General features: G+C 51.0%; 8 protein-coding genes and 1 tRNA gene. 1 reads left to right on the top strand and 8 read right to left on the bottom strand.

Annotation, left to right across the window (positions count from 1 at the left end):
- Positions 1-37 precede the first annotated feature (37 nt).
- The 7 genes from E4T81_RS05850 to htpG all read right to left on the bottom strand — a co-directional run bounded on the left by E4T81_RS05850 (position 38) and on the right by htpG (position 7,870).
- Positions 38-214: a histone H1 gene (locus tag E4T81_RS05850; protein WP_135042333.1), complete on the bottom strand. Its 177-nt coding sequence runs from the start codon at positions 212-214 to the stop codon at positions 38-40.
- Positions 215-387: 173 nt separating this feature from the next.
- Positions 388-463 (bottom strand) — tRNA-His (locus tag E4T81_RS05845).
- Between the two features lie 23 nt (positions 464-486).
- Positions 487-1,614 carry a CapA family protein gene (locus tag E4T81_RS05840; protein WP_135042332.1) on the bottom strand — a complete coding sequence of 376 codons (1,128 nt, stop codon included), beginning with the start codon at positions 1,612-1,614 and terminating at the stop codon, positions 487-489.
- An 8-nt stretch (positions 1,615-1,622) separates the two neighbouring features.
- Entirely contained in the window at positions 1,623-2,507 is an 885-nt protein-coding gene (folD, locus tag E4T81_RS05835) for a bifunctional methylenetetrahydrofolate dehydrogenase/methenyltetrahydrofolate cyclohydrolase FolD (protein WP_135042455.1), read from the bottom strand.
- Positions 2,508-2,600: 93 nt separating this feature from the next.
- The gene (gene rpmH, locus E4T81_RS05830) at positions 2,601-2,756 is read right to left on the bottom strand and encodes a 50S ribosomal protein L34 (RefSeq protein ID WP_135042331.1); all 156 of its coding nucleotides are present in this window, start codon (positions 2,754-2,756) and stop codon (positions 2,601-2,603) included.
- 121 nt (positions 2,757-2,877) lie between these two features.
- Positions 2,878-5,667 (bottom strand): alpha-amylase family glycosyl hydrolase, encoded by a 2,790-nt coding sequence (locus E4T81_RS05825; protein ID WP_135042330.1) that lies wholly within the window; start codon positions 5,665-5,667, stop codon positions 2,878-2,880.
- Between the two features lie 154 nt (positions 5,668-5,821).
- A complete protein-coding gene (gene htpG / locus E4T81_RS05820) occupies positions 5,822-7,870 on the bottom strand; it encodes a molecular chaperone HtpG (RefSeq protein ID WP_135042329.1) in 2,049 nt (682 codons plus the stop codon).
- 190 nt (positions 7,871-8,060) lie between these two features.
- Between htpG and E4T81_RS05815 the strand changes: the two genes are divergently transcribed.
- Positions 8,061-9,563, top strand: coding sequence for a HAMP domain-containing sensor histidine kinase (locus E4T81_RS05815; RefSeq protein ID WP_135042328.1), 1,503 nt, complete (start codon positions 8,061-8,063; stop codon positions 9,561-9,563).
- Between the two features lie 1,470 nt (positions 9,564-11,033).
- Here the strand turns inward: E4T81_RS05815 and E4T81_RS05810 are convergent.
- The gene (locus E4T81_RS05810; protein WP_135042327.1) at positions 11,034-13,553 is read right to left on the bottom strand and encodes an ATP-dependent Clp protease ATP-binding subunit; all 2,520 of its coding nucleotides are present in this window, start codon (positions 13,551-13,553) and stop codon (positions 11,034-11,036) included.
- Between the last annotated feature and the right edge of the window lie 142 nt (positions 13,554-13,695).

The raw sequence follows: 13,695 nt of genomic DNA, 5'->3' as shown, positions 1-13,695 counted from the left end.
GGGGATTGTTATTGTCGCTTGTAGCAAATTGGCAGTATTACTGCTTTGATGCTTCAAGTGATGCCTTGCGGAACTCTTTCATAAGCTTCTCAAGTTCGAGTGATGCTTTACGGGCACGAGTACCGGCTGCCTTGTTGCCATTTTCAATCTGGAGAGCTGAGTCGGTCAAGAAAGCATTGTAGCTTTCTTTGATTTTTTCTACGATTTCTTTCATTGTGATAATTTTAGTTTCTAAGTTCTACACAAAGGTAATACAAAAAATCACATTTAAGCTTTTTTTTGATTATAATGTGCCGTCAAATTCAAAAAATCACAGATTTGGGGACTCGGCAGGAATATGGGGTGGTGGAAATAAAAAAGGAGATGCTTTTTAGCATCTCCTTCTTAGGGTGAGGTGTGGGGGTCGAACCCACGACCTTCGGAACCACAATCCGACGCTCTAACCAACTGAGCTAATCTCACCATTTTGATGGTGCAAAGGTAGCACTAATTTTTAAATGTACCAAATGTTTTGTGAAAAAATATTTCGATTGGTGTAATTTTTTTTGTGGAAATTTCTGTCGTGTCGCGTGTCACCCCTATGTTGTGACGGTTAAATATCGACTCCGCCGATTGTTCAAAAGCCTTACAATGAGCGTTCCACGCTGATTCATCACACTTTTCGACGGGCACGAGGCGGAAGTTTTTGCCTCCTGTAGGCGGAACGGTAAAAATAAGACGATAAGATGCTGCAGCGACCGACGCTTTTCCGTCAGGGTCGCGCGCAAGATCGACTTTTATCATGGCGCCTCCGCGGGTGTCGCGGGTCTTCATGTTGGAGATGAAGTTGCCGAGCGAATAAACGACAAGCACTTTTCTGCCGTCGGCGTTGTGACGCATCTCCATCGGCTGAATCACGTGGGGATGACCGCCCATGATGATGTCGGCATCAGCTTCGGAAATGAAGTCGGCAAGGGCTTTCTGCTGCTTTGATGGAAGCAGGTCATACTCGATGCCCCAGTGAATACACACGGTGACAATCTCCGCGCCGAGTCTCCGCGCCCGTTCGATGTCGCTTTTCATAAGGTTACGGTCGATGTAGTCGACCACAGCCGGAGAGCGAAGTTCTATACCGTTGGTGCCATAGGTATAATTGAGAAAAGCTACTTTGAACCCGTTTATGTCGCGTATGAGCGGTATGACCGAATCGCGTTCGGCACGATTGCGGTAAGTCCCGATATGATCAACATTGGCTTCATCAAGCCTGTCGAGTGTCCTGACAAGTCCTTTGTCGCGCTTGTCAAGGGTGTGGTTGTTTGCTGTAAGCATCAGGTCAAATCCTGCATCCTTGAGGGCATCGAGATAGGTGTCGGGGGCGCTGAAACAGGGATAGCCGGCGTAAGGCGCGCCACCGAGCGGTGTCTCAAGGTTGACCACGGCATAGTCGGCTGCGTCGATATAGGGGGCTACAGCCTCAAAACATTCGGAGTAGTCATAGACGCCGTCGCCGGCTCGCTTGGCGGCGTCAATCTGTGCCTGATGCTGCATTGCGTCACCTGCAAAAACAATAGACGCTCCGTCGCTGCATGAAAACAGCGACGAGAGCGTGAATAGCATTATGGCAAAAAGCTGCATGGTGCGCTTTATTTACCGTAGATGGCACCCTGTCCGGCAAGAAGGGTGTTCTTCATCAGCGAGCAGATGGTCATGGGACCTACGCCGCCCGGGACCGGAGTGATGTAGGAGCACAGCGGTGCCACATTGTCGAAGTCCACGTCGCCGCGCAAGCGGAAGCCGCTTTTGCGTGACGCGTCGGGCACGCGGGTTGTGCCTACGTCTATTATTGCCGCACCGGGCTTCACCATGTCGGCTGTGACAAATCCGGGCTTGCCGAGAGCCGCGATTATAATGTCGGCTTCGCGGCATATCTCCTTGATGTTTTCAGTTGCGCTGTGACACACGGTCACTGTCGCGTCACCGGGCTGATGCTTCTGCATCATGAGTGTGGCGACAGGCTTGCCTACGATGTTGCTTCTGCCGAGCACTACGCAGCGCTTTCCTTTGGTCGGGATGTTGTAGCGGGCTATAAGCTCCATGATGCCGGCGGGCGTGGCGGAGAGATAGCAGGGAAGACCGATTGACATGCGTCCAACATTTATTGGATGAAATCCGTCGACATCCTTGCGGTAGTCTATCGCTTCGATGATTTTCTGCTCTGAGATGTGGCGGGGCAGGGGAAGCTGCACGATGAATCCGTCGACATCGGCGTCACGGTTGAGCGAGTCGATTGCCTCAAGCAGTTTTTCTTCTGTCACGTCATCTTCAAAGCGGATGAGGGTGGACTTGAAGCCACACTGCTCACATGCGCGCACCTTGTGTGCCACGTAGGTCTCGCTTCCTCCGTCGTGACCCACGAGTATCGCGGCGAGGTGGGGGCGTTTCTTTCCCTCGGCAACCATCTTTTCTACGGTCGCGCCTATTTCTTCCTTAATCTGATCGGCTACTTTCTTTCCGTCAATAAGTGTCATTGTCATGATTTTTAGAAGTTGATATAAGTACAAATAGCGCACCGGCACTTTACGACCGATGCGCTTTTTATGAGTTTGCAGTCTCCGATGTTATTACTTGTGGGCGATAGAATCGCTTACAGTAAGACGAGCGCGACCCTTAGCGCGACGGCGTGCAAGCACTTTACGACCGTCGGGGGTAGACATGCGTTCACGGAATCCATGCTTATTTACTCTTTTTCTGTTAGAGGGCTGAAACGTTCTTTTCATCGTTGTATAATGTTTTGTTTTGTTGTCAAAGCGTATAAAGCGAGTGCAAAATTACATAAAACATTTTATTCATGCAACTCCGCGTGGCTTTTTTGTGAAAAAAAGTGGTTTTGTCTCATTTTTATCTCACTGCAACCTTATAAGGCTCACCGTCGATGATGACAATGTAGATGCCAGGCTGTAGACCGCTTGTCCCTGCCGATGCTCCTGCGAGCGAGTAGACACGCAGGTCGGTATAGTCGCCTTCGACTATTATCTCGCCGTTACCGCCCTTTACGGTCACGTTGCCGCCCATGTCGCTGACAGTCCCGTCGATGCCTGAGATGTCAAGAGTGCCGTAGATGGCAAATGCTCCCGGGGCAAGTGTCACGTCGCTGCCCGCAAGAGAGGGGGTGGTGGCGTGGCTTGCCAGAATCAGATGATAATTGTCGGCGGCATTTTTGAACGGCACGGTAACTGTCATCTCCGCTGTCACTTCGGGATTGACGATGCAATACATCTCCCTGCTGCCGTCGCTGACGGTGATGGTGAAACCGTTGCCCCACTTTGACGAACTCTGAGAGTTGCACTTCATTGTCACCGACGCATCATTGCCAAACAGGGTGGGGTAACTGTTGCGCAGGCTGTTGAGATGCACGTATGTGGCATAAAGTCCGGCACGGTCGGGGTCGTCAAGATAGCTCCACACCACTTTCTTGGGGTCGGTATTGTTTTCTCCGGTCGGATTGCCTGCCGCATTTGTCTTCTTGGTCGACTCGTTGGCGCCCAGTTCCTGGAACTGCCATATCATGTGGGAGCCGGGGGTCATAAGCATCATGGCGGCTACCGAACCGAGGCGGCGCATGGCAACGCCTGTGTCGTCCTTCACGCCTGCCGCTCCCCACTTGCTGATTTTAAACGCCATGCGCTCCTCGTCATGGCTCTCGGCGTAAGATACGGTCGAGCCTTTTGTGCGGCTGTCGTTAACGGCATAGAAACGGTTGAGCTGGCAGCCCTCTGGCCATCCCATGGCAAACTGGCATGACGCGTTGTTGACGTTTGCCCAGTTCAATTCGCCGTCGGCAGCCATCTCGTTTTCTTCCTTTGCTCCGGCAAGATTCTCATTTATGAAATATGCGTCGGGCTTCACCTCCTTCATGGCGGCGTGCAGCTCAGCCATGCGTGCCACGCGTGATGCGTTGTAGGCATTGGTCTTCGCCTCTGTCACACCGGTGAATTTATTGGTGGATGCATTGTAGGTAGCGCCGTAGCTGTCATTGTCGCCAAGACCCTTAACGAGGTCAAAGCGGAATCCATCGACATTGTATGCCTCAAGCCAGTAGCGGAGCACATCTTTGAACTGCTGCTGCACAAGCGGATTTTCCTGTTTCCAGTCGTTGAGCACGCTGTAAGAGTGGGGCGCTCCGGCGTTATAGAACGGATTTTTAGAAGGCGAATACATTTTATACCAGGGGTGGAGTCCGTCGGTCTGGTTGAACACTACGTCAAGGATGACTGCAATCCCTCGCTCATGGGCGGCGTCTACAAGGCGACGGTAGTCGTCGGGCGTGCCGTATGCCTTGTCGGGAGCGAAATAGAAATTAGGATTGTAGCCCCATGAATTATTGCCGCTGAACTCCATTATCGGAAGAAGCTCGATGGCGTTTATGCCGAGATTTTTCAGATAATCGAGCTTTTCAATCACGCCGGCTACTGTTCCGTTGCCTTTTGCCTTCCCATCTGTTCCGGTGAAGTCGCGTATAAGCAGCTCATAGATTACGAGGCGGTCTTTGTCGACGCCTTTGAAGTCCTTGACTTTCCAGTCATAATTGTCGGCGCCTGAGTTATAGACTGCCACAGGCACGTTGCCGGTGACATATCCCGACGGATAAGCCGGCATGTCAGGATATACGCTTGACGAGATATACTTGTCATTTGACGGGTCAAGCACGAGGCGTGCATAGGGATCGCCTACTTTGGTCGATGAATCGACTATATAATAATACATGTAGTCGGTGTTCTCTTTAAGTCCGCTTACGCTCCACCAGAAGTAGCGGTTGCCTTCATAGTCCTGGTAATATGTATCGGCCGAGGGGATGTATTCATTCCATGAGCCCGCTATGTTGGCTTTCTCTTTGCCGGGGGCGGCGAGACAGAAATAGGTGACGCCGTCGTCACCGCGTGTGGCACCCATTCGGGGTGTGCCGCCGGGATACTCCTTTGCCACGGGCGCGTTGGGCCTCACATAGATGAGCGTTGACTCTGCCGACTTGTTTCCGGCTACAGCCTTTGCTTTGATCGCGGTTGTGCCCATCTCTTCTACGGTGTACTCATAGCTGAGATTGTCGGTCGACTTGGCTGATGTCAGCTCGTGGTCGTTGGCATACAGATATATGTCGGCTGCCGAGGTTGTGTTGACGGTAAACTCAATCTTTGTGGGTGACTGAATCACTCCAGGCTCTACCGATGCAGTGAAGGCAATCGACAGCTCGTCGGCGGGATATACGTTGACAAATATGTCGCCTCCCGACGCGGTCTTTCCCTCTTTTGAGCCGGTGGCATTACGGAACACAAAGGCAAGACGCTCGACTGTCTCGCCCTCCTTTATGCCATAGTAGGAGTCGATAGAGGGGATTGTGAGCGACCAGGTGTCGGGCGACACGTAGGTCATCTTGTATTTGTCCTGGTTTACTGTCCACGAGGGGGCATACATCCACTCGTCGGAACCTTTGAGTATCACACCCGTGTGGGCATATACGGCATCACTTGCAGTGAGTCCGGCAAGCCCTTTGTTGCCGCTGTCGGCATGGAATGTGATTACGATGTCGCGGCTGTCTTCCTGTACTACAGCCGGAGATGTCGTGACGACCTGCGCGTTGGTGGCGACGACGACACATGCCAGAAGCATGATGAATGAATAGAATCTTGTCATATGATTTCGCTATGGTTGCTGTTTAATCAACTATCAATTTGCAAAGATGCATAATTTATTGTCAAAAAGGAAGAGAGTCAGGTGTGTTTTACAACATAAAAAGGCAAGGGACAAAATAAATCTGCCCCTTGCCGTTTCATGACTTATTATTCTGTCAGAGCATGCTTATAGAGCGCTTGATAAAGCTGCTCAGATCCTGACCTTTCAGCAGTCCGTTGCCGAGAAGAGCGAGGTCGATAAGCTGTCTTACCTTGTCCTGACCGGCGGCGTAGTCGCTGATTACCTTGGTCTCTTCGGCACGAAGCTTGTTTACTTCGCCCTCGAGGTCAGAGGTCTTCTTGGTGTCGTCGTCACTCAGCTTACCGTCTTTTGCCGCATCGCGTATTGCGGTGATTTCAGCATTTTTCTTTTCAATGTCGGCCGACAGGGGTGCAACAGTGGCTCCCACTGCCTTTTCCGCGTTGTCGCGTATCTCCTTGACGAGAATGTGTTCTGTATTTACAATCAGATTGTAGCTGTCGGGCATCTCGCCATAGAGAGCCATGCCGGGCTGCATTGCCGCCATGTCCTTCATGCGTCGCATATACTCGTTCTGGGTGATGACAAGCGGGGCGGCGTCGGCTGCAAGCGCTTCAAACGATACGAGGAATTCAGCTTTCTCTACGTGAGGAATCTGCGATTTGAACAGGGTTGTGAGTATGTTGCGCTGTTCAGGGGTAAGGTCGGCTGTCTTTTTGTCATCTTTGCGGATGAGGTTGTCGATGACATCAGAGTCGACACGCACGAAGTGAGACTTCTCCAGCTTCTGTTCGAGCAGTCCTATGAAGTGGCTGTCAAGCTGTCCGTCCATCACAAGCACGCTGTAGCCCTTGTCGGTTGCCGCGTTTATGTAATTGTATTGTGCGACGGGGTCGGTTGTGTAGAGATACACGATGTTGCCGTCCTTGTCGGTCTGTGCCGCTTCGATAAGCGCCTTGTACTCGTCAAGCGTGTAATACTTGCCGTCGGTGTCCTTGACAAGCACAAATTTCATGGCGCGTTCTGCAAATTTCTCATCGGTCAACATTCCATATTCGATGAAAAGCTTGATGTCGTCCCACTTCTTCTCGTAGTCATCGCGGTTATTCTTGAATATCTCTTCAAGGCGGTCGGCTACTTTTCGGGTGATGTAGGTCGATATTTTTTTGACGGCGCTGTCACTCTGGAGGTAGGAGCGTGACACGTTAAGCGGTATGTCGGGCGAGTCGATTACGCCCTGCATAAGCATCATGAATTCCGGCACAACGCCCTCTACAGAGTCGGTCACAAACACCTGATTGCAGTAAAGCTGGATGCGGTTGCGGGTGACGTCTATGTTGTTTTTGATTTTCGGGAAATACAGTATGCCTGTCAGGGTGAACGGGTAGTCCACGTTGAGGTGGATCCAGAAGAGAGGGTCTTCCTGTCCGGGGTAAAGCTCGTGGTAGAAATTGCGGTAGTCGTCGTCGGTAAGGTCGGCAGGTTTCTTTGTCCATGCGGGCTCGGTGTTGTTGATTACACGATCCTTGTCAGTGTCGACATACTTGCCGTCTTTCCACTCCTGCTCCTTGCCGGAAACCACCGGTACGGGCAGGAATCGGCAATATTTCTTCAGAAGGGTGTCAATGCGCGCCTGTTCAAGAAACTCCTTGTTATCATCGTCGATGTACAGCACGATGTCAGTTCCGCGTTCAGTCTTGTCTATGGGTGTCATCTCATATTCGGGAGAACCGTCACATGACCAGCACACGGCTTCTGCGCCTTCCTTATAGGAAAGGGTCCGTATCTCGACTTTCTTCGCTACCATGAAGGCTGAGTAAAAGCCAAGACCGAAATGGCCGATTATGTTTTCAGCCTTGTCCTTATATTTGGCGAGAAATTCCTCTGCGCCTGAAAATGCAATCTGATTTATATATTTGTCAATATCCTCGGCTGTCATGCCTATGCCGTGGTCGCTGACAGTAAGGGTGCCCGCTTCCTTGTCGACGGTGACTTTTACGTTCATCTCGCCGAGCTCGCCCTTGTATTCGCCAAATGATGAAAGGGTCTTGAGCTTGCTGGTGGCGTCAATGGCGTTGCTCACCAGCTCGCGAAGGAAAATCTCGTGGTCGCTGTAAAGAAATTTCTTGATTACGGGGAATATGTTTTCAGTCGTTACCCCGATTGTTCCTTTTTGTGTACTCATAATAAATATATGTGTAAATTTAAATAGTTTCTTTCAGTAATAACATATAGCAAAATAAATGCCATTGTCGCGCAGTGTCATTTATCTGTAATTAATGTTAAATTCAGTGACAAATTTACTTGACAGTGTAATTTCTGTCATGTAGTTTGAAAAATGTATTATCTTTGTTGTATAATCTTATAAATTTAATATGAAAAAGCTAACTGTTTTATTTCTTCTACTACTGCTATGTGCCGCCGGCTCGTTTGCTCAGGACAGGGGCGACGGATTGATGAAGCAGGCTAAAAGCGCGCTTGAGGCAAAGGAATATGTCAAGGCTCGTTATAATTTCCTGCAATCTTACAATGCTTATGCTACGGCAAAGAAATATGCCGAGGCTACCGAGGCGGGTGTGAATGTTGCGAAACTGTATCATCGTGAGAATTATTATAAGGAGGCGTTTGACATGCTCAACAAGGTCGACATGGTTGTAGGGCAGGGTGAGCTGGAGTCGGGACGTCAGATGCCCGAGCTTCACTACCAGACCGCAAAGGAGCGCATGAACATGTATGTCAAGCTGAAAAATCCCGCCAAGTCAAAGGAATATCTTAACCGTATGGAGGAATTTGCTAAAAACTCCAAAGGCTCTCTTGACGACGACCTTCTTTATTCACAGGCAAATTACTATTATACATTCGGGCAGAATGCTCTCGGTGACGCTGCGATAAACCGCTTGATTGAGACCTATCAGAAAGGAAAGGACTATGAGAAGGCCGACGAGTGTTACAAGCAGCTTATCGCGACGGCGACCCGCACCAATAATGCACGCCTTGTAGCACGTACCTATGAACGATACAATCACTGGACCGACTCTATACGCGCCCTCACTGCCAAAGATGAGCTTCATGCCATGAAGGCGAAATATGACGACAGTCTGAAGACTATCGAAGAAAAGGACCATTCGATTGCCGTAAAGACAGGCATTATCGTTACGCTCGGCATTTTGCTCGGTGTGCTTGCAGCGGCGCTTGTGTTCGGTTTTATCGTGTTGATGCGCTATATCGCCCTTAACCGCAAGCTCAAGAAAAATATAATGGTTGCCAACGAACATAATTCGTTGAAAACAGAGTTTATCAGAAATATTTCGGCTCAGATGGAGCCAACGCTCTCTACCCTTGACCAGAAGCTTCCTGCCGTCAAGGCATTGCGGGCTTTCTCTTCCCATATACAGCAGCTTTCCGACCTTGAAAGCTCGCTGTCGGAGCATTATGAGATGCAGGACAATAACGTGCTCGCTTTCTGCGAGAAAGTGGTCGATGATGCAAAGGCACAAATGAATCCCGATGTAAACATGGTGGTCAACGCTCCTAAGATGAGTGCGCGCTTCAATCCTGAGGAAGTCGAGGCTGTCTTGCATCACCTGCTTGTCAATGCATCGCTTAACACTCCCTCCGGTGGAAAAATCACTCTTGAGTTCAAGAAGCGTGGAGCCCATACTCTTCAGTTTATCGTGACAGATACCGGTTGCGGCATCGATGAAGAACATCGTGAGAAACTTTTCAAACCATTTTCCGAGGTGCGTGACCTCACTAAGGGCGATGCGCTCGGGCTGCCTATCTGCTCGCTGAAGGCGACTAAGATGAACGGTTCGCTCACCCTTGACCGCGACTACACTCACGGAGCGCGTTTCATCCTTGAGATTCACGACAAGTAACCGTGGCATTACAACTTCTTTCCACATACATGAGGGTGTATCAAGCTCTTCCGGGTTGATACACCCTCTCTCGTTACCTATGGCGAGTGGAAATCAATAAAATATGCGCGGATTACATCGCGTAGCTGTAGGGGCGACCGGGAGGTCGCCCGCAACATCCGCATGGCACGCCCACCCACATTCCGGGGTTGCTGTCACCGCGGGCGAGCTTCCACTCGCCCCTACATTGCATGTTGTACATCAACGAAATACGCAGGGATTACATCAACAAAAATACACCTGGGTTACATCGCGTAGCTGTAGGGGCGACCGGGAGGTCGCCCGCCACACATGCAATGTGGACGCGCCATATATCCCCGACAGGGGATAATCCATGTTTAGCCGTGGGTTGAGCGTAGCGATACCCACGGTAACCGCACCCCAAAAAAATATCGTTTCCGCAGGAATCGTCAATCCACGTAACATGATGATTCCTACGGAAACATGCACCCCGGGTATATTTCTCCGTGGGTATCACTTCGTTCACCCCACGGCTACAAGAAAGATCATCCCCAAGGGGATGCAACCTATACCGCATCAATCTCACGCACACAATCCGGTGTTGCTGTCACCGCGGGCGAGCTTCCACTCGCCCCTACATTGCATATTGTACATCAACAAAAATACGGCGCGGATTACATCAACAAAAATACACCACGGGTTTACACCGCGTAGCTGTAGGGGCGACCGGGAGGTCGCCCGCCACATCCACATGGCGCACCCCCACCCACATCCCGGTGTTGCTGTTACCGCGGGCGAGCTTCCACTCGCCCCTACATTGCATATTGTACATCAACAAAAATACGGCGCGGATTACATCAACAAAAATACACCACGGGTTTACACCGCGTAGCTGTAGGGGCGAGTGGAAGCTCGCCCGCCACATCCGCATGGCGCACCCACTCAAATTCCGGTGTTGCTGTCACCGCGGGCGAGCTTCCACTCGCCCCTGCATTGCATGTTGTACATCAACGAAATACACAGAGATTACATCGCGTAGCTGTAGGGGCGACTGGGAGGTCGCCCGCCTCATTCGCATGGCGCACACACGCACACATTCCGGGGTTGCTGTCACCGCGGGCGAGCTTCCACTCGCCCCTACATTGCATGTTGTACATCAACGAAATACGCATGGATTACATCAAAAAAATACACCACGTGTTACACCGCGTAGCTGTAGGGGCGACCGGGAGGTCGCCCGCCCATCCGCATGGCTCACCCACCCACATTACGGGGTTGCTGTCACCGCGGGCGAGCTTCCACTCGCCCCTACATTGCATGTTGTAAATCAATGGAATACATCGGTGTTGCATGCCCCTGCATATTGCACATCGGCAATATGCACTGCGGATTATGTTGCTTGGTTGATAAAACGACGACAGGAGGCTCATCCCAGAGCCTCCTGTCGTGTAGTTGGTATATAAATAATGTCTATTCAGTGCGGATTTCTGTGACAATCTTGTCTTTCTCCTTGTCATAATCGACAAAGATAAGGTTGCCGGGCTGTATCGAGGCGTTGATTATCATTTCCGCGAGCTCGTCTTCCAGATATTTCTGGATGGCGCGTTTCAGCGGTCGGGCACCGAACTGAGCGTCATAGCCTCGCTCTGCGATGAAATTTTTTGCCTCATCGGTGATTGTAAGCCTGTAGCCAAGTCCGTCGACGCGCTTGTAGAATCCTGCAAGCTCGATGTCGATAATCTTGAATATCGCCTCTTTGTCAAGCGCGTCAAACATCACTATGTCGTCGACACGGTTGAGAAATTCCGGCGAGAAAGCCTTGTTGAGGGCTTTCTGAATCACGCTATGGCTGTATTCCTTGTCGGCGGGCTTGGTGGCGAATCCTACACTGGTGCCGAAATCCTTGAGCTGACGGCTGCCGATGTTGGACGTCATGATGATGATGGTGTTTTTGAAATCCACCTTGCGTCCGAGGCTGTCGGTAAGCCGACCCTCGTCGAGTACCTGCAGAAGCAGGTTGAACACATCGGGATGAGCTTTCTCAATTTCGTCAAGAAGCACGACGGAGTAGGGGTGGGTGCGCACCTTTTCGGTAAGCTGTCCGCCCTCCTCATATCCTACATATCCCGGAGGTGCCCCGACAAGACGCGACACAGTGAATTTCTCCATGTATTCGCTCATGTCGACGCGTATGAGCGTGTCGGCAGAGTCAAAGAGATATTCAGCGAGCTTCTTTGCGAGATGGGTCTTTCCGACACCTGTAGGCCCGAGAAACATGAACGTACCGATGGGCTTGTTGGGGTCTTTCAGCCCTACGCGGTTACGCTGTATAGCCTTTACAATCTTGTCGATGGCACCGTCCTGACCGATGATGGCGTGTTTCAGCTCCGGCGCCATTTCGCGGAGACGCATACCCTCAGCCTGGGCTATGCGCTGCACCGGGACTCCGGTCATCATCGCCACTACCTCGGCTACTTTATCTTCGTCGACCGTCTCGCGGTGTTCATTAAGCGATGCCTCCCACTTGCGTTTTGCATCGTCGAGCTCAAGTTTCAGTCGCTGTTCCTTGTCGCGGAATGAGGCCGCGCTTTCGAAATTCTGTGACTGCGCCGCCTTCAGCTTGTTGGCGTTAGCCTCGGCAATCTGCGCCTCGATACTCTCAATCTCTTTCGGGACAACTATGTTGGTGACATGAACGCGCGATCCCGCCTCGTCAAGGGCGTCGATTGCCTTGTCGGGGAAATTGCGGTCGCTTACGTAGCGGTCGGTCAGCTTTACGCAGGCTTCAATCGCCTCAGGCGTATAGTTGACATTGTGGTGGTCCTCATACTTGTCCTTTATGTTATTAAGGATGGTAAGGGTCTCTTCAGGCGATGTGGGCTCCACCATGACTTTCTGGAAACGGCGTTCGAGAGCGCCGTCCTTCTCGATGTTCTTGCGGTATTCATCAATGGTAGTCGCGCCTATGCACTGAATTTCACCCCTCGCAAGCGCCGGCTTGAGAAGATTGGCGGCATCCATGGAGCCGGAGGCGTTTCCGGCACCTACGATGGTGTGCAATTCGTCGATGAAGAGGATTACATCCTTGTTTTTAGAAAGCTCGTTGAGTATCGCTTTTATACGCTCCTCAAATTGACCGCGGTATTTGGTGCCGGCTACAATCGACGCCATGTCGAGCGAGATGACGCGCTTTCCGAAAAGGATGCGTGACACCTTTCGCTGAACGATGCGGAGCGCGAGCCCCTCTACAATTGCCGACTTGCCGACTCCCGGCTCTCCTATAAGCACCGGATTGTTTTTCTTGCGTCGGCTTAGAATCTGGGCAAGACGCTCGATTTCCACGCCGCGACCTATCACAGGGTCGAGTCGGCCCTCTTCGGCGGCACGGGTCATGTCATTGCCAAATTTGTCAAGTACCGGAGTGTCGTTGCCGCGTTTTGGAGCGCCGGCACGCTGTTGTGACGACGCCGGCTCTTTCTGCTCGTTGCGGAAGATTTCGTCATCTTCATCTTCCTCGTCTTCACCGAATGACGCACCCATCTTCGGCGCGTCGGTCACGTTGGCAAGAAGCTTGTAGAGCGCCTCGTAGGTGACACCTGCTTCATGAAACTGCGCCATTATGTCGAGGCTCTGCACCTCGTTATTGTGAAACAGGGCGAGAAGAAGATGCTCCGAGTCCACGACATTGGTCTTCAGCATCCTCGCCTCAAGCACGCTAAGCTTTATTATGCGGTTGGCGAGATCGCTCACGCCCATTCCTTCCGTTCCCTCACGCTGTCGGTAGATGCTATTGTCAAGGTTATCTCGTAATCGGTACATAGTGTCATCGTCAAGCAACTGGCGGAGAGTCCTGAATGCGTTGCTGTCATTGTTAGACAGGATGGCGAGCAGGAGGTGTTCGGCACGTATCACATTATCATTGTGACGGCTCGCCTCCACCCGGCTTTGATCCAGGACGGTCTTTAGTTCGTTGGAAAAATTTGTGTCCATATAGTTACATAAAATCTTTGTGACTTCAATAATAACAATAATTATGCCAAAAAACAAGGTGAAAGGCACATTTAATGTACTTCAACATATTTTAAACAATACAGAGATTAAAATTACTCACTTTTTCGTAAAATTTATTTAT

Source organism: Barnesiella sp. WM24 (genome assembly GCF_004570975.1).
Taxonomy (GTDB): Bacteria; Bacteroidota; Bacteroidia; order Bacteroidales; family Muribaculaceae; genus Muribaculum.
Note: the sequence above shows the minus strand (reverse complement) of the source record. Positions and strands in the feature narration are given on the sequence as shown.